The 21,445-nt window shown below is 46.0% G+C and carries 24 protein-coding genes and 1 other RNA gene; 9 read left to right on the forward strand and 16 right to left on the reverse strand.

From position 1 onward, the window contains the following. Positions 1-75 precede the first annotated feature (75 nt). The 11 genes from acpS to rpoE all read right to left on the reverse strand — a co-directional run bounded on the left by acpS (position 76) and on the right by rpoE (position 9,318). The gene (acpS, locus tag BCT11_RS00455) at positions 76-456 is read right to left on the reverse strand and encodes a holo-ACP synthase (protein ID WP_038881196.1); all 381 of its coding nucleotides are present in this window, start codon (positions 454-456) and stop codon (positions 76-78) included. Positions 457-468: 12 nt separating this feature from the next. Continuing rightward, a complete protein-coding gene (gene pdxJ / locus BCT11_RS00460) occupies positions 469-1,200 on the reverse strand; it encodes a pyridoxine 5'-phosphate synthase (RefSeq protein WP_102386842.1) in 732 nt (243 codons plus the stop codon). Further along, complete coding sequence (gene recO / locus BCT11_RS00465) at positions 1,197-1,928, reverse strand: DNA repair protein RecO (protein ID WP_039976437.1); 732 nt, start codon at positions 1,926-1,928, stop codon at positions 1,197-1,199. Before recO ends, pdxJ begins: the two co-directional genes overlap by 4 nt. A gap of 129 nt (positions 1,929-2,057) precedes the next feature. Then, on the reverse strand, positions 2,058-3,020 hold the full coding sequence (era, locus tag BCT11_RS00470; protein ID WP_038881191.1) for a GTPase Era: 963 nt from the start codon (positions 3,018-3,020) through the stop codon (positions 2,058-2,060). Beyond that, positions 3,013-3,690 carry a ribonuclease III gene (gene rnc / locus BCT11_RS00475; protein WP_005436448.1) on the reverse strand — a complete coding sequence of 226 codons (678 nt, stop codon included), beginning with the start codon at positions 3,688-3,690 and terminating at the stop codon, positions 3,013-3,015. Before rnc ends, era begins: the two co-directional genes overlap by 8 nt. A 20-nt stretch (positions 3,691-3,710) precedes the next feature. Continuing rightward, positions 3,711-4,610 carry a signal peptidase I gene (lepB, locus tag BCT11_RS00480; protein ID WP_038881188.1) on the reverse strand — a complete coding sequence of 300 codons (900 nt, stop codon included), beginning with the start codon at positions 4,608-4,610 and terminating at the stop codon, positions 3,711-3,713. A 104-nt stretch (positions 4,611-4,714) separates the two neighbouring features. Then, positions 4,715-6,508, reverse strand: a complete 1,794-nt coding sequence (lepA, locus tag BCT11_RS00485; RefSeq protein WP_039976434.1) for a translation elongation factor 4 — start codon at positions 6,506-6,508, stop codon at positions 4,715-4,717. Between the two features lie 149 nt (positions 6,509-6,657). Beyond that, on the reverse strand, positions 6,658-7,128 hold the full coding sequence (locus tag BCT11_RS00490) for a SoxR reducing system RseC family protein (RefSeq protein ID WP_042605412.1): 471 nt from the start codon (positions 7,126-7,128) through the stop codon (positions 6,658-6,660). Further along, a complete protein-coding gene (gene rseB / locus BCT11_RS00495; RefSeq protein ID WP_038870306.1) occupies positions 7,125-8,090 on the reverse strand; it encodes a sigma-E factor regulatory protein RseB in 966 nt (321 codons plus the stop codon). The genes BCT11_RS00490 and rseB overlap by 4 nt, the downstream gene beginning before the upstream one ends. Then, positions 8,087-8,713 carry a sigma-E factor negative regulatory protein gene (locus BCT11_RS00500; RefSeq protein ID WP_038870308.1) on the reverse strand — a complete coding sequence of 209 codons (627 nt, stop codon included), beginning with the start codon at positions 8,711-8,713 and terminating at the stop codon, positions 8,087-8,089. The genes rseB and BCT11_RS00500 overlap by 4 nt, the downstream gene beginning before the upstream one ends. Before the next feature lie 26 nt (positions 8,714-8,739). Then, positions 8,740-9,318, reverse strand: a complete 579-nt coding sequence (gene rpoE, locus BCT11_RS00505) for an RNA polymerase sigma factor RpoE (RefSeq protein ID WP_005436461.1) — start codon at positions 9,316-9,318, stop codon at positions 8,740-8,742. 555 nt (positions 9,319-9,873) lie between these two features. Between rpoE and nadB the strand changes: the two genes are divergently transcribed. Continuing rightward, a complete protein-coding gene (gene nadB, locus BCT11_RS00515) occupies positions 9,874-11,481 on the forward strand; it encodes an L-aspartate oxidase (RefSeq protein WP_042602357.1) in 1,608 nt (535 codons plus the stop codon). 35 nt (positions 11,482-11,516) lie between these two features. Here nadB and BCT11_RS28575 read toward each other — a convergent pair whose 3' ends face one another. After that, the gene (locus BCT11_RS28575; RefSeq protein ID WP_039976429.1) at positions 11,517-11,750 is read right to left on the reverse strand and encodes a hypothetical protein; all 234 of its coding nucleotides are present in this window, start codon (positions 11,748-11,750) and stop codon (positions 11,517-11,519) included. Positions 11,751-11,904: 154 nt separating this feature from the next. Then, on the reverse strand, positions 11,905-12,165 hold the full coding sequence (locus BCT11_RS00525) for a succinate dehydrogenase assembly factor 2 (protein WP_038870312.1): 261 nt from the start codon (positions 12,163-12,165) through the stop codon (positions 11,905-11,907). 236 nt (positions 12,166-12,401) lie between these two features. On the opposite strand from BCT11_RS00525, the gene ygfZ reads away from it, so the two are divergent. The 3 genes from ygfZ (at position 12,402) to BCT11_RS00540 (ending at position 14,704) form a co-directional block, all read left to right on the forward strand. Then, a complete protein-coding gene (ygfZ, locus tag BCT11_RS00530) occupies positions 12,402-13,370 on the forward strand; it encodes a tRNA-modifying protein YgfZ (RefSeq protein WP_102386844.1) in 969 nt (322 codons plus the stop codon). After that, complete coding sequence (locus BCT11_RS00535) at positions 13,363-13,836, forward strand: YbaK/EbsC family protein (protein WP_038870314.1); 474 nt, start codon at positions 13,363-13,365, stop codon at positions 13,834-13,836. Before ygfZ ends, BCT11_RS00535 begins: the two co-directional genes overlap by 8 nt. 661 nt (positions 13,837-14,497) lie before the next feature. Continuing rightward, a complete protein-coding gene (locus tag BCT11_RS00540) occupies positions 14,498-14,704 on the forward strand; it encodes a DUF1107 domain-containing protein (protein ID WP_005449772.1) in 207 nt (68 codons plus the stop codon). A gap of 76 nt (positions 14,705-14,780) precedes the next feature. On the opposite strand, the gene BCT11_RS00545 is transcribed toward BCT11_RS00540, so the two are convergent. The 3 genes from BCT11_RS00545 to BCT11_RS00555 are packed head-to-tail and all read right to left on the reverse strand — an operon-like array spanning position 14,781 to position 17,813. Then, positions 14,781-15,989 (reverse strand): FAD-dependent 2-octaprenylphenol hydroxylase, encoded by a 1,209-nt coding sequence (locus BCT11_RS00545; protein WP_039976419.1) that lies wholly within the window; start codon positions 15,987-15,989, stop codon positions 14,781-14,783. 27 nt (positions 15,990-16,016) lie between these two features. Next, on the reverse strand, positions 16,017-17,195 hold the full coding sequence (gene ubiH, locus BCT11_RS00550; RefSeq protein WP_102386845.1) for a 2-octaprenyl-6-methoxyphenyl hydroxylase: 1,179 nt from the start codon (positions 17,193-17,195) through the stop codon (positions 16,017-16,019). 39 nt (positions 17,196-17,234) lie between these two features. Further along, the gene (locus tag BCT11_RS00555) at positions 17,235-17,813 is read right to left on the reverse strand and encodes a YecA family protein (RefSeq protein WP_038870319.1); all 579 of its coding nucleotides are present in this window, start codon (positions 17,811-17,813) and stop codon (positions 17,235-17,237) included. 249 nt (positions 17,814-18,062) lie between these two features. On the opposite strand from BCT11_RS00555, the gene zapA reads away from it, so the two are divergent. From zapA to serA, 5 genes are all read left to right on the forward strand, one after another. Beyond that, positions 18,063-18,371, forward strand: coding sequence for a cell division protein ZapA (gene zapA, locus BCT11_RS00560; protein ID WP_038870320.1), 309 nt, complete (start codon positions 18,063-18,065; stop codon positions 18,369-18,371). A gap of 8 nt (positions 18,372-18,379) precedes the next feature. Further along, positions 18,380-18,564: non-coding RNA, 6S RNA (gene ssrS / locus BCT11_RS00565), on the forward strand. Between the two features lie 5 nt (positions 18,565-18,569). Beyond that, on the forward strand, positions 18,570-19,163 hold the full coding sequence (locus BCT11_RS00570; RefSeq protein ID WP_042605408.1) for a 5-formyltetrahydrofolate cyclo-ligase: 594 nt from the start codon (positions 18,570-18,572) through the stop codon (positions 19,161-19,163). Between the two features lie 58 nt (positions 19,164-19,221). After that, positions 19,222-19,878 (forward strand): ribose-5-phosphate isomerase RpiA, encoded by a 657-nt coding sequence (rpiA, locus tag BCT11_RS00575; protein WP_038881162.1) that lies wholly within the window; start codon positions 19,222-19,224, stop codon positions 19,876-19,878. 259 nt (positions 19,879-20,137) lie between these two features. Next, entirely contained in the window at positions 20,138-21,367 is a 1,230-nt protein-coding gene (gene serA, locus BCT11_RS00580; protein ID WP_038870325.1) for a phosphoglycerate dehydrogenase, read from the forward strand. Positions 21,368-21,445 lie beyond the last annotated feature (78 nt).

The following is a 21,445-nucleotide window of genomic DNA, read 5'->3' on the forward strand; positions in this document are numbered from 1 at the left end:
GCGATGAACCATAAAAAAGCCAGAGCATCGACTCTGGCTTTTTCGTATTCGGTTATTAATCCGTAATCAGACAAATTAGGATTCAAAAATCACTGTCGCGACCGCGTAATGACGCTCATCAGAAATCGATAGATGAACATGATTCACCCCCATCGACTCGGCGATTTGCTTTGCCACGCCAGAAAGCGTCAACATCGGTTTACCGAACTCATCATTCGAAACGGTAAAGTCATGGAAGGTCACGCCTTTCGCAATGCCCGTGCCTAGCGCTTTTGATGCTGCTTCTTTTACCGCGAAGCGCTTTGCTAGATAGCGACCTTTTTGTTTCAGTTCGTCAAATTTTGCCATTTCTTGAACCGAGAGAATGCGCTTTGCAAATGGCTCACCACTGCGTTCTAGTGCTTTCTCTATTCGCCCAATCTCGGCGATATCGGTTCCTAATCCTAAAATTGCCATGATTGAAACGGATTACTTACGTGCAGCGACCATCAGGGCTTTCATTTCTGCCACTGACTTTTCTAGGCCATCAAATACCGCACGACCGATGATCGAGTGACCAATATTCAGTTCGTAAATTTCAGGCAATGCAGCGATTGGCGCAACGTTGTGGTAAGTCAGACCGTGACCAGCATTAACGATGATACCTAGGTCATCAGCGTAGCTTGCACCTGCAGCAATCTTCTTAAGCTCGTCTTGTTGGTCTTCCTCAGTCTCCGCATCCGCATAGTGACCAGTGTGAAGTTCGATATACGGTACACCACATGCTTTTGCCGCATCGATCTGTTGACGGTCAGCATCAATAAATAGAGAGACTTTGATGCCCGCTTCCGTCAGTTTTTGCGTTGCAGCTTTCACTTTCTCAAGCTGACCAACAACGTCAAGACCACCTTCTGTTGTCAACTCTTCACGTTTTTCAGGAACCAGACACACGAATTCAGGCTTAGTCTGTAGTGCAATCTCAACCATCTCGTCTGTTACTGCCATTTCAAGGTTCATACGAGTTTGAATGGTCTCACGTAGGATGCGCACGTCACGATCTAGAATGTGGCGACGGTCTTCACGCAGGTGAATAGTAATACCGTCTGCGCCAGCACGCTCTGCGATCTCAGCAGCATGAACTGGATCTGGGTATTTAGTACCACGCGCATTACGTAGAGTGGCAATATGGTCGATATTAACGCCTAAATAGATTGAGCTCATTTTCCATTACTCCGTGCTCTGTATGTCTGAATGAATAATTCACGACTTTTTAAAGGTTTGCCGCCAAGATACGGCTTTAAGGCCATACGTGTAAAGCGTTTCGCCGCTTTTAATTGCTCTTTAGTGATGAATCGCCGTTCACTAATCGCAATCAATTCATTCCCCAAAAAAGTGAGGTTATCTCGCCTTACTGATGCGATGAATCCTTTTTGTTCGCGATAGCGGTAAGTCATCTCAGGATCAACGGGTTCACCAGTACCAGCACAATGCAAAAAATCGACGCCATACCCCATAGAAGACAGCAGGGCCAATTCAAAACGACGCAAGCCCGGTTCAGGGTTATCACTCTGAGCTAGTTCCGTTAGTGCATGCAGATAATCATGAAACAGCGCAGGCATTGGCACTTCTGCCATCAACACCCTTCCAATCAATTCATTTACGTACATGGCGGAGTAAAGGTTTATTCCTGTCAAAGGCAAACCTAAGCTGATGGGCTCTGCTTGACGTAACGTCTTCATCGAGCCTTTCCCTGACCATTTCAGCAATAAAGGGGTAAAGGGCTGCAATGCGCCTTTAAGATTGGAGCGTTTACCGCGGGCACCTTTTGCCATCAATGTAATTCGACCATACTCCTCGCTGAATACATCAAGGATTAAGCTCGATTCACTGTAAGGGCGTCGATGCAATACAAAGCAGCGTTGAAAGCCTTCTGAAGACTGGTTGCTCATCTCGTCAGTGTGCCTAAGAAGTGTGAATAAAAAATAAGGAGCCAATTGGCTCCTTATTCTAATCGATATTTAGTTTTTATCGATGTTGGAACGAAGTGTCTTCGTTACCAAACTTACAAGCAACCAAACTTATAGGTCGTCGATGTAACCAAGTGAACGCAATGCACGTTCGTCGTCTGCCCAACCAGATTTCACTTTTACCCAAGTCTCTAGGTAAACCTTACGGCCGAACAACTCTTCCATATCTAAGCGCGCTTCACGACCAATGGTCTTGATCTTCTCACCGCCTTTACCAATGACCATTTTCTTTTGACCGTTACGTTCAACAAGAATTAAGGCATTGATGTGGAAGCCATCATTTTCTGGGTTGTAGTCAAAACGTTCAATTTCAACCGTTACCGAGTAAGGCAATTCTTCACCAGTAAAACGCATCAGCTTTTCACGCACGATTTCAGACGCCATGAAACGCTGAGAACGGTCTGTTACGTATTCTTCAGGGAAGTGATGCGTTGCTTCTGGCAAGTGATCGCGAACGTGCTTACGTAGTACGTCGATGTTCTTGCCTTGTTTCGCAGAGATTGGCACAACGTCAACAAAGTCCATTTTCTTAGACATGTCGGCCATGTGCATCATCACTTCGTTACGATCTTGCACGTTGTCTACCTTGTTCACACAAAGTACTACAGGGAAGTTCGACTTTTGAAGCTTAGTCAGCACCATCTCGTCGTCTTTGGTCCAGTGCGTACCATCAACCAAGAAGAATACTAGGTTTACATCACTGAGCGATGAGTTCGCCGCACGGTTCATCAAACGGTTGATCGCACGCTTCTCTTCAATGTGAAGTCCTGGTGTATCTACGTAGATCGCTTGGTAATCGCCGTCAGTGTCCACACCCATGATGCGGTGACGAGTCGTTTGCGGTTTACGAGATGTAATCGAAATCTTCTGACCAAGAATTTTGTTTAGAAGCGTCGATTTACCAACGTTTGGGCGACCAACAATCGCAATAAAGCCACAGTGCTGGTTTTCTGGTGAACTTACTTCACCGTTTGATGCAAAAAATGCATCGATATCGAATTCGTTATCAGCCATTTGTTAATTGCTCAAGTGCTGTTTCAGCAGCCGCTTGTTCTGCCTTGCGGCGGCTGGTGCCTTTACCAATGACAGGCTTATCCACACCTGCTACGTCACACTCAACCGTGAACTCTTGGTTGTGCGCTTCACCTTTAATATTAGTCACTGTGTAGACAGGCAGTGGTTTTCTTCTGCCTTGCAGGAACTCTTGTAGGCGAGTTTTTGGATCTTTTTGTGATACGCCAGGCTTGATGGCTTCAAGACGCGAGTTGTACCAACTCAGTACAATACCGCGCACGGCTTCAATATCACTATCAAGGTAAATCGCACCAATAATGGCTTCTACCGCATCGGCTAGAATAGAGTCTCGGCGGAATCCACCACTCTTCAATTCACCTGGACCTAATTTTAAATAATCTCCTAGATCGAACTCACGACCCAGTTCCGCCAATGTGTGCCCACGTACCAAAGTAGCGCGCATACGGCTCATGTCACCTTCGTTCACTTTCGGGAAACGATGGTACAGATCATCAGCGATGACAAAACTTAAAATTGAATCGCCCAGAAACTCAAGACGTTCATTATGCTTACTGTTGGCGCTGCGGTGAGTCAGCGCCAAGTTGATAAGCCCAGCATCCTTAAATTGGTAGCCGAGCTTTCTCTCTAGTTTATCAATTGGAGAATTCATACTCTCTCGATATGTAATGGTTAGTGAATACCACCGACGCGGTTAAAACGCACACCAGTTGGAATCCATGAAGGTAGAACGCTGTCTGCGCCACGATCAAACTCGAAGCTAATCCAAATCGCGACAGCTTTACCCACTAAGTTTGCTTCTGGAACAAAGCCCCAGTAACGGCTATCAGCACTGTTATCACGGTTATCACCCATAACAAAGTACTGACCTTGCGGTACAACCCATTCGTTAACTCCTGGACGTGGCTGGTAGTTCTGCACACGGTCACGAGCTAATGGGTTAACCAAGATTTGGTGTTCCACTTCACCCAGTTTTTCATTCATCTGAATCAGAGGAATACCGTTTTGGATGAACGGACTTTCTTCAACATTGCTCAATTTAACTGGCTTACAAACCGAATCACCTTGCGATTGAATACACACTTGCTTGTCACTTGAGTAACGAACCGTATCGCCAGGTAAGCCAACAACACGTTTAATGTAGTCAATATTTGGTTGAGGTGGGTATTTGAATACCACAATATCACCACGCTCTGGTTTGCCAGTTTCCACTAGCTGATGACGCCAAACAGGATCTTTCAATCCGTAAGCGTATTTCTCCACCAGAATAAAGTCGCCCACTAGTAGGGTGGGCATCATTGAGCCTGAAGGAATTTGGAACGGTTCATAGATAAAAGAACGCAATACAAGAACGAATGCAATTACAGGGAAAATAGACACGCTATTCTCAATCCACCATGGCTGACGTTCTACTTTCTGTAGTGTTACCGCGTCTAGGCCATTAGCTGTCTGTGCTTGAATCTCTTCTACTTTCGCTTGACGTTTTTTCGCAAACACCAGCTTTTCCAGTAGCCAAACTACGCCAGTTACCAAAGTCACGATAACTAGAATCAGTGAGAATGTATTCGCCATTAAATTCCCTTATCTAAAAATACGAAAGTGAAAGAGCCGAAACCCTTTCACTTATTTTACTATCTAACGTCTTATGACAGACAAGAGTAAGAGATAGTTCAACTCTAGTCTTTACCAACGTGAAGAATCGCTAGGAACGCTTCTTGAGGCAGCTCTACGTTACCGATCTGCTTCATACGTTTCTTACCTTCTTTCTGTTTCTTCAGAAGTTTCTTCTTACGGCTCACGTCACCACCGTAACATTTCGCGATTACGTTCTTACGTAGCTGTTTCACAGTAGAACGAGCAATGATGTGGTTACCGATTGCCGCTTGGATCGCGATATCAAACATCTGACGAGGAATGAATTCTTTCATCTTCTCAACTAACAAACGACCGCGGCTTTGCGCTTGATCTTTGTGCGTGATGATAGCTAAAGCATCCACTTTATCGCCGTTCAACAGAACGTCTACACGAACCATGTTTGATTCTTCAAAACGCTGGAAGTTGTAATCCAATGATGCATAACCACGAGATGTTGACTTCAAGCGGTCAAAGAAATCGAGTACAACTTCTGCCATAGGGATATCGTACGTCACCGCAACTTGGTTACCGTGGTAAACCATATCAACCTGCATACCACGCTTCTCAACACAAAGTGTGATTACGTTACCTAGGTAATCCGATGGCACAAGAATATTACAACGCGCAATAGGCTCACGGATAAATTCGATGTCGTTTACAGCTGGTAGCTTTGCAGGGCTATCCACATACAGGATTTCGCCACTTGTTTGCTCAACTTCATAAACTACCGTTGGTGCGGTTGTAATAAGGTCAAGGTCGTATTCACGCTCAAGACGTTCTTGGATAATTTCCATGTGCAGCATACCAAGGAAGCCACAACGGAAACCAAAACCAAGTGCTGCCGAGCTTTCTGGCTCGTAGAACAACGACGCATCATTCAGGCTCAGTTTACCAAGTGCGTCACGGAAGTTTTCGTAGTCATCAGATGATACTGGGAATAGACCCGCGTATACCTGAGGCTTCACTTTTTTGAAGCCAGGAAGTGCTTTCTCACAACCATTTTTTGCGGTTGTCAGTGTATCACCCACTGGAGCACCAAGGATGTCTTTGATACCACAAACAACCCAGCCTACTTCGCCAGTATTTAACTCTGTCGTATCAACTTGTTTTGGTGTGAAGATACCTAGACGGTCAACACCCCAAACTTGGCCTGTGCTCATTACCTTGATTTTGTCATTTTTCTTCAGCGCGCCGTTTTTAATACGAACCAAAGAAACAACGCCAAGATAATTATCGAACCATGAATCGATGATCAATGCTTGAAGTGGCGCTTCAGGATCACCTTCTGGAGAAGGTATCGCAGAGACAATATTTTCTAGAACGTCATCCACGCCTAGACCTGTCTTCGCACTACAACGCGTCGCTTCCATCGCGTCGATACCAACAATCTCCTCAATCTCTTCAGCTACACGCTCTGGTTCTGCTGCTGGGAGGTCGATTTTGTTTAGGATTGGCACAACTTCCAAATCCATTTCGATCGCGGTGTAACAGTTGGCAAGCGTTTGAGCCTCTACACCTTGACCTGCGTCAACCACCAACAACGCCCCTTCACAAGCGGCCAGGGAACGTGAAACTTCGTACGAGAAGTCTACGTGTCCAGGAGTGTCGATAAAGTTAAGTTGGTATGTCTCGCCATCTTTTGCGGTGTAATCAAGAGTCACACTCTGCGCTTTGATAGTGATGCCACGCTCACGTTCAAGATCCATAGAATCCAGAACCTGTGCGGCCATTTCACGATCGCTTAATCCTCCACAAACTTGGATTAGACGGTCTGATAGGGTCGACTTACCATGGTCGATGTGGGCGATAATCGAAAAGTTACGAATGTGCTTCATAGATTTAGGGTGACTAACTCTTTACAAATAAGGACAGTAAGAAAGCCATCAGCTGACGGCATTTCAATCAAGTTGGCAGATTCTACCCAATTTCGTTAACGGGCGCACCTTATTTAAAGTATATACCTTAGTAACCTCGAGGTACGTACTTACTGGATAGGCTCACCGAGAACTCGAATGAGAGTGACTTGGCGTTTTGATTCATCTTCTAAAGGCCGTGACACACGTTTAGCGAGCCACATACCACCAGCAGCAAACAAAACCGAAGCTAAGATGGTAATGCCCTCGCCGCCTGCGGTTAAAGGCTCAAGAAGGAAGTTGCCAATCACGGCACCAAAAATCAGACCAAACAGAGGAAGAAGGTAAACCGCCATTGCGGATTTGATCAGGCTCGACTCAGGAAAGCCGATTTCTACCACCTGACCAACTTTGACAGATGTTTTTGTACGCAGATGCCATGCTAATGTTTTGTTACCAATTGCTTTAGTAACCACGCCAGTGCCACAGCTTTTTTGCGAAGAACAGCTGCTGCAACTGGTCTGTTGCTCGCAGCTTAAATCGATATCGTATTGCTGACCGTGACGATGAACACTCGTCACGGTTGCTAATGCGGTCATCATTGCGCTTTACTCTTTGCTGCATCAAACGTAACAGATTGTGCAATACGCTGAGCAGTTGCCGGTGGAATATCACCCACAACAGAGATTTCATGATTACCACTTACAAAGCTATGCAAAGTACGGCGGCCTTGACGAACCAGCTGACCTTTCAGCGAATGCTCATCTTTGCTGGCGACATAAACAGAGAAACTGAATAAACCATCCGAGTAAAGTTGGCTTTCAACCATTTGGTCGGTCACTGCCATTCGGTAGCGATTTAGCTCATTTGGGTGGAAACCTTCAGGAATCCAACCTACGTTCCAGTCACTCGTACCGATATCACCTTTAGGCATCGTCAATACTGCTGGCAACTGCACATCTGCCAAACCACTCATCAACTCGCCAATTTTTGGATTCACCGAGTATGAAATCGTACGGTATTGCTCTAGCATTTCTCCATCTCGGTCAACCAGATCAGCACGCAGTGGTAACTTACTTTTCTCATCAATCCAAAGTACGTACGAATAACGCAAGCCGTCTTTAGGCACAATACGTAACACCTGAGTCGGAACGCCAGCTTCACGAGCACGACCGACTTTGACGTAATCGTAATAGAGGTTCAATTCATCGATATTGGTGTTCAGCATCGGCATGATTGGTGCGACCATCTTGCCAGATTCAATCGTAAACGGCTCTGCGCCGGTTTCGATGTAGCTCACTTCAGTACCACGACGAATTACTTCACGAACTGGACCGCTCAAATACACAAGATGTGCGTACTGATCTTTATCGTGAGTCGCATGGCGGTACAGCAAAGGTTCAATGCTGTTCTTTTTGATGAGGATATAAGAGAGTTCGTAGCTTAAATTTTTGCTCGCCTCGCTCATTTGATGCAATAAAGCCTCCGCTGGTTTATCACCAGCAAAGGCTTGAGTAGACATCAGACTGAACAGAGCGCAAGCGCTGATCAGAAATTTTTTCATTCAATATCCGGAGTCAGATTTGCATCTTGCTGAGACGCATCACTGTTAATTCTTAACTGCAATTCGTAGTCACGAAGCATAGCATGAACACGTTTACGTTGCTCTTGCATATTTGCTTCGCCAACCGAGCGCTCAACGGACTCACGAGTCAAACTTACTGGTTCTGCACTGCCAGCAAATGGCACTGTTTGAAGCACAGGAAGTTGATCGGCTTGTGGCGACATTGGGTCGCTACCACCGTATTGTTGCACACCTAAAATCACGGCAAGTGACACACACGCAGCAACGGCAACCTGACCAAACTGAGTTAGCCATGCAGGCAACTGGCGCTTGGCTTTTTGTGGCTCTGGTTGCGACTCTTTTGGCGCGTCATTAATTGAAATAACGTTAGCACTGCGTGAATCGATAGCACGATGCACAGGCTCGTCTTCTAACGCTAACGCCACGCTTTCAGCAATATTCCACTCAGGTTTTGCTGGCGCTTCGCCTCGCATCACATCACCAATAAGATGATAGTTCTGCCAAGCGTCACGGCTTTCTTGGTCTTGCTCTAATTCTTGAATTAAAGCCTTATCGACCAATTCTCCATCCATGAGAGCTGAAAGTTTTTCTTTGTCAGCCATTGTTTTCACCATAGTTATCACTTGTACTAGCGCTGTAAAAGAGGTTTGATTTTCTTTTCCACCGCCTCACGAGCACGGAAGATACGTGATCGTACCGTTCCCACCGGGCAATCCATTACTTCAGCAATTTCCTCATAGCTTAAGCCATCAAGCTCACGCAGAGTCATTGCCGTTTTTAAATCTTCAGGTAAGGCTTCGATTGCGCTGAACACTACCCGTTGCAATTCTTTGGACAACGTTAAGTTCTCAGGGTTCGAAATTTCTTTCAATGCATTACCTGTTTCGTAAAATTCAGCATCTTCAGCATCAACGTCCGTCGCAGGCGGTCTACGACCCTGAGCAACGATATGATTCTTCGCAGTATTCACTGCAATGCGATACAGCCAAGTGTAAAACGCACTCTCCCCGCGAAAGCTAGGGATAGCTCGGTAAGCCTTGATAAACGCTTCTTGTGCTACATCTGGAACATCGCCAGGATTACTTACGTATCTGGAAATAAGATTACATACCTTGTTCTGATACTTCGTTACCAGCAGGTTGAATGCTTGCTTATCTCCATTCTGAACTCGCTCAATCAATACTTGATCGGTCAGCTGCTCGTTCATTCGAGCGGATACTCCTATTTGTTATGCCCCTACTCTTCTCAGATATGGGTACTAATTATGCAAAACGTAGTATTGACACCACTGCTTACTTGAGCACTATTGTGACTCCGACGTGAATGAGAAAGTTCCATGGTTTCTCAAATTTTTTGTCATTGTTTTTTCACAGTGTGATGTCACTAGCCAAATCCCTCGCCACGTCTGAATTACGTCTCGTTTTGACAAGCGAGCATAGTGATGGGGAAATGGGTATAATGGATGATCTCTGTCCCAGATTGTGCTGGGTAGAGCCTAGAAAAGCAATGGCATTGACAAACTATTACTTTTTGTTGGCACGGCTAATGGCTATCTGAACAACGCGTTTAAAATAAAACTCAGGAAGCATGCGCATGTCATCAACATGCAAAAATAAGAGTGGCACAAGTCACCAGAGTTGCGGTGATTTAGATACCTCCCAACTTAGCCCTTAGCGACGGATGTCGCGTTAATGGATGCACATGGTGTGCAAAATATACACAAGGTAGCCTTGTTACCTTAGCTTGGGATTGTAAAAGTTATATGAACACGAATCGTGAACATGAATGTGATGTGTTAGTGGTAGGGAGTGGCGCCGCGGGCTTGTCGTTAGCTTTGCGCGTAGCAAACCACTGTAAAGTGATGGTGTTGAGTAAAGGCCCGCGCAGCGAAGGCGCGACGTTTTACGCGCAAGGTGGTATCGCTGCGGTCTTCGATGAATCTGACACCATCGAGTCTCACGTTGAAGACACACAAATTGCTGGTGATGGCATTTGCGATGAAGAAACGGTTAAGTTTATCGCTGAGAATTCAAAAGAATGCGTGCAATGGTTGATTGATGGTGGTGTACCGTTTGACCGTGAGGACGATGACTCTGATGAAGAACCTCGTTACCACTTAACTCGCGAAGGTGGTCACAGTCGACGCCGAATTTTGCATGCTGCGGATGCAACAGGTATGGCGATGCAAACCTCACTGCAAGACAACGCCCACAGCCACCCAAACATTCATGTTCTTGAACGTCACAATGCTCTGGATTTAATCACTGAAGATAAAGTCGGCGGCGACAAAAACAAGATCATTGGCGCTTATATTTGGAACCGAAATGAAGAACAGGTAGAAACCGTTCGCGCTAAATTTGTTGTTCTTGCGACTGGTGGCGCTTCCAAAGTTTACCAATATACGTCAAACCCTGACGTTTCCTCTGGTGACGGTATCGCGATTGCTTGGCGCGCAGGCTGCCGTGTCGCAAATATGGAATTCAACCAATTCCACCCTACTTGCCTGTTCCACCCTGAAGCACGTAACTTCCTACTCACAGAAGCCTTGCGTGGTGAAGGTGCCTATCTGCGACGCCCTGATGGCTCACGCTTTATGCCGGATTTTGATGAGCGTAAAGAACTTGCGCCGCGTGATGTCGTCGCACGTGCCATCGACTTTGAAATGAAGCGCCTAGGTGCAGACTGCATGTATTTAGACATCAGCCACAAACCTGCGGAATTCATTACCAAGCACTTCCCAACCATCTACTCTCGTTTGATGGATCTTGGCATCGATATGACCAAAGAGCCGATCCCAATTGTTCCAGCCGCACACTACACGTGTGGTGGCGTGATGGTCGATCAAAACGGCAATACGGACTTGAAGAATCTATATGCCATTGGCGAAGTCAGCTACACCGGTCTACACGGTGCAAACCGCATGGCTTCAAACTCACTACTTGAGTGTGTGGTCTACGCATGGGCAGCCGCCAAAGATATCCTAAAGCACCACACGAAGGTCGAATTAGCACCCCGAGTACCTTGTTGGGATGAAAGCCAAGTCACCAACAGTGATGAAGAGGTTATCATCCAGCATAACTGGCATGAGCTTCGCTTGTTTATGTGGGATTACATGGGCATTGTTCGCACGGACAAACGTTTAGAACGCGCACTGCGCCGTATTCAAATGCTTCAGCAAGAAACGCATGAGTACTACAGCCACTTCCGTGTTTCAAACAACTTGCTAGAACTGCGTAACCTACTTCAAGTAGCTGAACTGATGGTACGTTGTGCGATGCAGCGTAAAGAAAGCCGCGGTCTACACTACACCTTGGATTATCCAAACCAACAAGAGAATAGCGGACCGACGATTCTGACACCAAACAAGTAAATCTGACGCCAAGTAAGAAAGAGTTAGACACGATATCAAATGGGAGCTTCGGCTCCCATTTTCCATTGACGCAATATCATATTCAATTGACGATACGACACATCATCACAACTGTCTCGCCAAACGGTCACCTTATCCCCAGATACCAACTTGAACGTCACCTTGAAAACAGAAGCGGAAAGATCGACTCCTGATAACAGTGAAGTTTGAGCGTCATTTCGAACCGTTCCATCACGATGAAAATACCAATTCCCGACAGTTGACGGCATGACGAATCCACCTTGGGTATGGCAACGATAGATCAGTAGTAACAGATAACTAGATAAGACGAGTGGAATATCAGAGAAGATAACCGCCCAAGCTAAACCGAAAAGAATCAAGTAATGCAGCGCTTGGGCGTTTAGAGATTTAGAAACAGTAAGGTTAACGAACCTTGCTGAGGTTGTGTGCGACAATTTTATCAACCATCGAAGCGTGACCAAGGTTTTCGCTGCGACCATGACCCATGACCCAAGTAAACAAATCTGGATCATCACATTCTAACAACGAAACAAAATCACGTTGCTCTTGCTCACCTAGTGCATCGAAGCACTCTTCAAAAAACGGCATAATCACCACGTCAAGCTCAAGCATGCCACGACGACAAGCCCATTTAATACGCGCCTTTTCTTCCGCAGTGTACATTCAGTATTCCTTCATAGATGTCTTGTTCTTAGTGCGGAGTGTAACAAGGGATGTTCTACGCCACTAGTGTGCGGGTCACAATATGTAGCCAAGTCACTGCAAATCCTGATCGCATTTAATAAACAAACGTTCAGTTGAGCCAAACACCTTAAAATTGAGTGGATATATTGAGTGCTGACAAATGTCTAATCTGCAATTAACATAGCTGAAAAATATCTTCAAAAGGCATCGTACTCATGGAATGGCAAACTCGCTTTTCACCACTGAACCTATCGACACAAGACGCGCTACCGGAGCTGTCTATCTCGCTATTGGATAACCTGGGCATGATCACCATGGTCGGGGACGACAAAAAGTCATACCTACACGGTCAAGTTACCTGCGATGTGGTTTCTCTTGAGAAAGACCAATCAATGTTGGGAGCACATTGTGACGCGAAAGGTAAAGTGTGGAGTGTCTTCCGCCTATTCCACCATAACGATGGCTACTCAATGGTTCAGCCGAAATCAGCAATTGAAGTGGAACTGAAAGAAATTAAAAAGTACGCAGTGTTCTCGAAAGTGACCATCGAAGAGTCAAGCGACGTGGTACTGGGTGTTGCTGGTAAGAATGCAGATGCATTCATCTCAACGCTAAATGCTGATTCTGGCGACGTGCGTGCGATTGAAGGCGGCACTGCGGTCAAAGTCGCTCTGAATCGCTGGTTGCTTGCGCTTACAGCAGAAGCAGCACAATCATTAGTGGAAGATAGCCAAGCAACACTGACAACCCACGAGCTTTGGACCCGTTTCGATATTGAGGCAGCACTGCCATACGTGGCAGCAGACACGCAAAACGTACACATTCCACAAGCACTAAACGTACAAGCGCTTGGTGGTATAAGCTTTACGAAAGGCTGCTACACGGGTCAAGAAACTGTAGCGCGCGCGAAATATCGCGGCACCAACAAACGTGCAATGTACATTGTTAAAGGTGTAACCGTTGAAACCTTAAGTGAAGGTGCGATCGAATTGGAACGTAGTGTCGGTGAAAACTGGCGTTCAGTAGGCGCCTTGCTCACGCATTACCAATTCAGCGACAACCAAGCGATGGGTCTCATTGTATTGCCAAACAACCTAGATGATGACACTCGTCTGCGCTTGGTTGACCAACCAGAATGTGAATGGGAAATCGCAGCACTGCCGTACAGCCTTGACGATGAGTAATACCATTCATACCCCTTTGATGCAGTTTTTGGCGGACCAAAACATCGAGTACCGCCTTCTTCCTCATCAAAGGCCAGCAACAACCATTGAGGATGCCGCGCAACAACGCGGCATTCGCCCTTCTCAAATGGTCAAAGCGATTCTTTTGCGTGATATGGGAAACCAATATGCGCTTGCTTGTGCACCAGGTGATCGTAGCGTTGATCCAAAGAAGGTGCGCGCATTACTGCAGTGCCGTCGCATGACGTGTGTTGATCAAGCCGACGTAGAAGCGATTACCGGATACAAGATTGGTACTGTCACGCCACTACTCTTAAAACGCTACATGCCGATCGTATTTGACCCAAGTTTGCTTGAAGAAAAAGAAATCACTATCAGCAGTGGTGATCGTATGGCTGGATTAGCATTATCTATCGATGATTTACTGCAATTGTGCCAACCAACCTTGGCCGATATCTGCCGTTAACCTTCGTAAAAATGTAATAACATGCAGGCTTTCTCACACCTACGTGATCTCACTCATATCTCCCAACATACAAAGTGGAATTTTTAATCATTTTTAAAACATAAATAGTCACGCGTAATAAACTCGTATATGCTGAATTTGTTGGTTAAGTTTTCAACAACGACTTAATCAACATAAAGTGAAACTGCTGACTGAATTGGCCTCTGCCACACGGTCAGTCGTCCACTTTTGTGTAATGCATCTGTGACTATTCGCCCGCCGAAGCGGGCTTTTTTTTATACGGAACTTTTCTGCGCCTCTTCCCTCTAACTCGATGAAAGCCATGTATTAAGCCCTTAATCCGGCGAAACGATAAAAATGCAATCAATTGAGTAAAAACATTTAGCAAACAATTATTTTCCTTCTATTCTTAATTCTGTAACAAAACAGTTGCTTAATGCACTACGTAACAACAGAAGGAGATAAGGAACGGTTCCTTCGCTAGTGTTTTTTTGAGGTAATCCTCACGCTATTTGAGATATGACCCTGTCAATTTGTCTATGGCAGCACAAATCTCTAAAGCGATACAACTCATCTGTACTTAATACCATTGCTGTCACAATAATTTTTACGCCAAAAACGTAAGATAACTGAGCTAGGTAAGAGATAAGGAAAAGTAAATATGAGACTGTTTAAGCGCTATACACCAGGTATGATTGCTAAACACATAAGTCGTCTTTTTAAAGGAAGAATTTATATTTACGGAGTCGGTAAATTTGAGTTTGATAATGGAAAATTAATGCTGCCAGAGAAAGCGGAAAAACGCCACTTTCAAGCGGTTAAAGAAATTAACCAAGAGATTATGAAGCTCAGATGCGCATACGCTTAGCGACAACATCGATGTAAAGGAAAGGCTGGATTAACCAGCCTTTTTTGTGTCTTCTATTCGTCGAGCAATAAGCTCGTTATTGACGCGCAAGTTCCGGCAAATTGCCTTTCAAACCCAATGCGCGTTTCATTATCTCGTCTTTTGCTCCTGGTAGCTGGCTAGCTAAACTCAAACCAATTCCACGTACCAGCTTTTTAGCAGGATTCTCACCAGAGAACAGGTCACGGAAGCCTTGCATCGCAGCAATCATCTTCGCAGCTTCCGCTTTACGCCAACGTTCATAACCACGTAGGTTACGTTTAGTGCCAATGTCTTGCCCTTGTTTCCACAATGTTAGCACCTCTTGCGCTAAGCTCGCAGCATCCAATAAACCAAGGTTCACACCCTGCCCTGCTAGTGGATGAATGGTGTGTGCTGCATCGCCAACTAACGCCACGCGTTCAACCACAAAGTCACGCGCATAACGCATCTTAAGCGGGAACGCCGCACGTTCACCAACTACTTCACACAAACCTAAACGCACATCAAATTCGCTAGTTAATGCCTTATTGAACTCTTGCTCATTCATCGCCAGCAGTTGCTCGGCACGATTTGGTTCGGTAGACCAAACAATCGAGCACATGTGCGGATCAGACATCGGAAGGAAAGCCAATGGACCTTGCGGTGTAAAGATCTGACGCGCAACGCTGTTGTGTGGGTCAGCGGTTTTCACGTTCGCGACAAGTGCACTATGACCGTAATCCCAATGCGTCAATGGAATATCCATTTGGTTGCGCAGCCAAGAGTTTGCACCATCGGCGCCAACAACCAACTTAGCAGTCATGGCCTGACCATTGTCTAGCGTTAGCCAACTTTCTTGCTCACCCACCGCAAGCGTTGCACAACGAGCAGGCATAAACAGTGTTACGTTATCCAGCTTTTGTACTTGTTCTAGCAGCGCTAATTGAATCACGCGGTTTTCAACGATATGACCAAGGTCTGGTTGAGCCATGCTTTGTGCATCAAATGCGATGTTAGCGAAACTGTCTTGCTCCCACACTTCCATCGCATGGTACGGTGAAGCACGACGCTGCTCGATACCTTGCCAAGCACCAAGGTTGCGAAGGATAGTTTCACTTGAACGGCTCAACGCCGATACGCGTACATCTGGCAGTTCATTTAGGGTGTCGTTTGGCACTGCGCCTTCGATAACGGCTACTCGCAGGTCACTGTCCTTAAAAGCGGCCGCCAATGCTAAACCTACCATTCCACCACCGATGATGGCGATATCTACACTTTGCATCATTGCTTTTGTTACCTAATTCGTTGCCGTTTATCGTTTCACTAGACCAAGCGTATGGCGTAGCAGCGGCTGCTTAAAAGTAGAAAAGTTATCCATCGTTGCGAGAGCAAGGTTACGCCCAATTCGCATCGCCGGTAAATCATTTGAAAAAATATGCACGAGAGAACTGGTTAGCCAAATTGTTTCGCTGCGATCATCTTCACGGCGCTGGCTAAATCGCATTAAGCCTTGGTAACGACCCGCGTCTTCAGTTTGCTTAACAACCTCTTCCGCTAACGATGCCACATCACGAATACCAAGGTTGAAGCCTTGCCCAGCAATCGGGTGAAGCGTTTGTGCAGCATTGCCGACAATAGCAAAGCGGTGCGAAATGTTCTGCTTACGATGACGCAGAAGAAGCGGATAGCTCGCGCGTTGTCCGACTTTCTGCATCGCACCTAAACGCCAACCAAAGTCGTTCTGCAAACGCTCAAGGAACTCCGCGTCAGATAAGTTCACCACGGTCTGCGCTTCTTCAGGACGCAGACACCACACCAACGACATGCGGCTGTCACTCATCGGCAGCAGTGCGACTGGGCCATTCTCGGTAAAGCGTTCAAAAGCGCGACCTTGATGAGGTTCTTGCGTCACGATATTCGCAATCACTGCCACTTGGTCAAAATCATGCTCAGACAACTCTAAACCGATTTGCTGACAGCATTGCGATACTGCGCCATCGGCAGCAACGAGCAACTTAGCTTCCAGCTTCTCACCGCTCGTCAGCTCAATGTGTGCTTTGTCTTGCTCACGCTCGATGTTCACGACCGAATCCGGGCAAAACAGACTGATCGCCTCACTCTTATCTAAGAGCTCTTGATAGACGCGACCAACATCGGCGAGTTCCACTACGTAACCAAGTGCTTCAACACCAACTTCGTGCTTGGTAATCTCAGTCATCCCCGCATGAGAACGATCGGACACATGAATGTGCTCTATTGGAGTTGCAAAAGGCTCAACCGCCGCCCACAACTGCAAATGGCGTAAGGTGTTGACGGTCCCGTAGGATAAGGCAATGGAACGAGAGTCAAAACCAGGGTGCTCATTAGATTGCGCTTTAAACGGCTCAACAACGGCAACACGAAGTTGTCCTTTCGATAAGCGATCTATCGCTAAAGCAAGTGTGGCTCCCGCCATGGCTCCACCAGCAATTACAACGTCATATTGCCTCATGCTAACCTCTAGAAACTATTCAATTAATGGTACCGACGATCAGTGAATCGTCGGTTTACTATCGTTGCTTTCAGGACGAGCACCAAACTCGGCATGAATAGTTAATACGCATGCTTTGACGTGTTCGATGACTTGCTCTAGCAATTGAGCTTGCTCACCTAGGTCGTCATCTTCATCAATGCCTAACTTAGCGATCTCTTCAAGATCTGCTAACGCCTCTTTCACATCGTCAGACGCTTTATTCATGGCGATACCAGCTAATCCCAAACCTGAGATAAAATGGTTAACGAAATCAGATAGGCCATCAGCCAATGCGAACAAGCCTTCTTCACCTGGCTCATCAGGCAACAACAGAGACAATTCCATCGAGGTGCCTGTCAACTCATTTACCGTCACTTTAAAAATGCTTTGTGCAAAAGCCAGTGCAGTAGTTGGCCACCCCATGCCATCATTGGTGTAATCAAACAAAATTGGTTGCCAGGTTTGATCGTTAATCGCCAATCCACCACTTAGCATGCCGACAAGTAACCCGTGTAACTCAGCAGGCGTCACTGCAATGCTTGCGGATTTAAGTTCAACAGCAATAGATTGATATTCTGGAAGGGTGATTTCACTCATAACTGGGCTCATTCTTGCGTAATAATGTATCGTTCTATCCTACCATCAAGCCTACTCGGCTGAAACGGCTATCAAATTCAAATTTGGACAGCATTTACTCAATTTGTCCAATTCCTGTGTGATCACTTCACCATTTTTCTATCTAGGGTGGGAAATGCTTGAATCTTAATAGCGGTTTTCCTATAGTTTCCTCCTCGGTAGTTGTACAAAGCAATACCTTAGATAGCGCGAATATAGAGTTTATTCATCATGAGCAATCAAGCGGTCGACGTTGAAATCCTTGGAAAAATGACACGAGTGAATTGTCCACCGGGTCAAGAAGAGTCACTGATTACAGCGGCTAAAGATCTCGATCGTCGATTGAAAGAGATGACAGACCGTACTAAGGTAACCAATGAAATTCAGCTACTGACTTTTGCTGCATTAAATATTTGTCATGAATTGCATACCAAGTCATACGAATCAAACGGTCAGCAACAAGAAATTACGGAGCGAATGGAAAAGCTCACTGCGTCGCTAGAGAACGCACTTAAGAATGTAACGCAAGGACAGCAGTAGATACCAAATTTACCCTGGGGTGTTCGTCAGTTGGATTTAAGTCCCTGAGCCGATAAGCAATACCGAAGGGTTAGTACTTGATAGCTATTGAGCAAGCTTGGCATGCACCGAGAAGCCTACGGTTATCATTGCTGATCCGCCTTGAACCAGCTGGTTCAAGGGCCACAATCCTCAACGGCACCCTGGGGTATCCTCTCTATGTCAAACCTATCTCGACAAGAATTCCGTAAACTCATCCGTGAAAAACGTAACGGCCTGTGCAGTGATACTCAGTTTCAAGCAGGGCTCGATCTAATTAAACAGTTTTCACAGTTGCCAGAAATCCAAGTTTCAGATCACATCGCCATTTATCTTTCCGCCGATGGAGAGCTCGATACAAAACCGTTAATTGAGTGGCTATGGCAACAAGGTAAGTCGATTTACCTACCGGTGATTCACCCATTCTCGCAAGGCCAATTGTTGTTTCTTCATTACGTAAACGATGACCAGTTGGTGTTTAATAAGTATGGAATCTTAGAACCCAAACTCGATATCACCTACCTAAAGCCCGTTCGAGATCTCGACCTGATCTGCACACCATTAGTTGGTTTTGACAGTATCGGTCATCGCTTAGGTATGGGCGGAGGCTACTATGACAGGACACTCTCACGCTGGTTTAGTACTGGCGAGGGCGCCAAGCCAATCGGCATTGCTCATGATTGTCAGCATGTCGAACGCCTTCCAACAGAGAGTTGGGACATCCCATTACCTAAGATCGTGACTCCAAGCCAGATCTGGCAATGGGAAAAGTAGAACTTACCCGCTATAATCACGCCGCAAACGTTAACGAACATCTATTCAGGAGATTGGCATGACTCAAGATGAAATGAAGAAAGCGGCTGGTTGGGCAGCACTTAAATATGTTGAGAAAGACAGCATTGTCGGTGTTGGTACTGGCTCTACCGTGAATCACTTCATCGATGCCCTAGGCAGTATCAAAGACGATATCAAAGGTGCAGTGTCTAGCTCTATTGCTTCTACTGAGCGCCTAAAAGAGCTTGGTATTGAAGTATTCGAGTGTAACGACGTAGTGAAGCTAGATGTCTACGTTGATGGTGCAGATGAAATCAATGCAACACGCGATATGATCAAAGGCGGCGGTGCTGCATTGACTCGTGAAAAAATCGTTGCAGCGATTTCAGACAAATTCGTATGTATCGTTGACGGCACAAAAGCAGTTGACGTACTGGGCCAATTCCCACTTCCTGTAGAAGTTATCCCAATGGCACGCTCTTACGTAGCTCGTGAATTGGTAAAACTAGGTGGTGACCCTGCATACCGTGAAGGCGTAACGACGGACAACGGCAACGTGATCCTAGACGTACACAACATGCAAATCACTAACCCAAAAGAGATGGAAGATAAGATCAACGGCATCGCGGGTGTTGTGACTGTGGGTCTATTCGCTCACCGTGGTGCAGATGTGGTTATCACTGGCACACCAGAAGGTGCAAAAATAGAAGAATAAGTCACTAGTTGACTTAAATTTTCTGTTATTTCATTACAGACGGCGCCCTAGGGCGCCGTTTTTTCTTTCTTTTTCTAAGAAAAGCATGCCTTATTCCGTAATTTTCTTACCCAAAGCAAAAATTTTTTGTTACTTTATTGAACAGAAGACGCACAGGGAAACGTTTGTCTTCCAACAAAACTGTTAATTATCCCCTTTTTAATGGTTTTGCTTTATGTGCGCCACATTAGCCCACCTTTCCATTTTAAGGACGAGAAAAATGGCCAAAGTTTCACTGGAAAAAGAAAAGATTAAGATCCTCTTGCTAGAGGGACTCCACCCTTCTTCAGTTGAAGTTCTTCAAGCAGCTGGCTACAGCAACATTGAATATCACAAAGGTTCCCTTTCTGAGGAAGAACTGATTGAAGCAGTAAAAGACGTACACTTCATCGGTATCCGCTCCCGAACAAACCTATCGAAAGACGTGATCAATGCGGCGAACAAGCTAGTTGCGATTGGCTGTTTTTGTATCGGTACCAACCAAGTAGACCTCAACGCTGCTTCGGTGCGTGGTATCCCTGTATTCAACGCACCTTTCTCAAACACGCGCAGCGTCGCAGAGTTGGTTCTAGGTCAAATCCTGTTGCTTCTTCGTGGCATTCCAGAAAAGAACGCACTCGCGCACCGTGGCATTTGGAAAAAGAGTGCAGACAGTTCTTACGAAGCTCGCGGGAAACGTCTGGGCATCATTGGTTACGGTCACATTGGTACGCAATTAGGTATCATTGCCGAAAACCTAGGCATGCGCGTTTACTACTACGACATTGAAAACAAACTGTCTCTAGGTAATGCGACACAAGTGCTCACCATGAGTGAGTTACTAAATAAATGTGACGTCGTTTCTTTGCACGTACCAGAGACGCCAGAAACCAAGAACATGATGGGTGAGGAAGAGTTCGCGCGCATGAAGCCGGGCGCTATCTTTATCAATGCGGCGCGCGGTACTGTTGTTGATATTCCGGCTCTATGCCACAGCCTAGAATCAGGCCATATTTCTGGAGCAGCTATCGACGTATTCCCTGTAGAGCCAAAAACCAACGCCGATGCGTTTGAGTCTCCACTACAGAAGTTCGACAACGTTATCCTAACGCCACACGTCGGTGGCTCAACACAAGAAGCACAAGAAAACATTGGTGTAGAAGTTGCGGGCAAGTTGGCGAAGTACTCAGACAATGGTTCAACACTATCGAGCGTGAACTTCCCAGAAGTATCACTGCCAGAGCATCGTGAATGTTCACGTCTACTCCACATCCACAAAAACCGTCCTGGTATCCTGACGCAAATCAACACCATTTTCGCAGAAGACGGCATCAACATCGCCGGCCAGTACCTACAAACCGCAGCTGAGATAGGCTACGTAGTGATTGACGTAGAAACCTCTCGCGCAGCAGAAGCATTAGTTAAATTAAAAGGCATCGAAGGCACCATTCGTGCCCGAATCCTTCACTGATCACTGACTTACCAATACAAAAAAGGCAGGGACTTCCCTGCCTTTTCTCATTCTATGAATGTCCCGTCCTGAGATAAG

It is taken from the genome of Vibrio sp. 10N.222.52.B12, assembly GCF_002875385.1.
GTDB lineage: Bacteria > Pseudomonadota > Gammaproteobacteria > Enterobacterales > Vibrionaceae > Vibrio > Vibrio jasicida.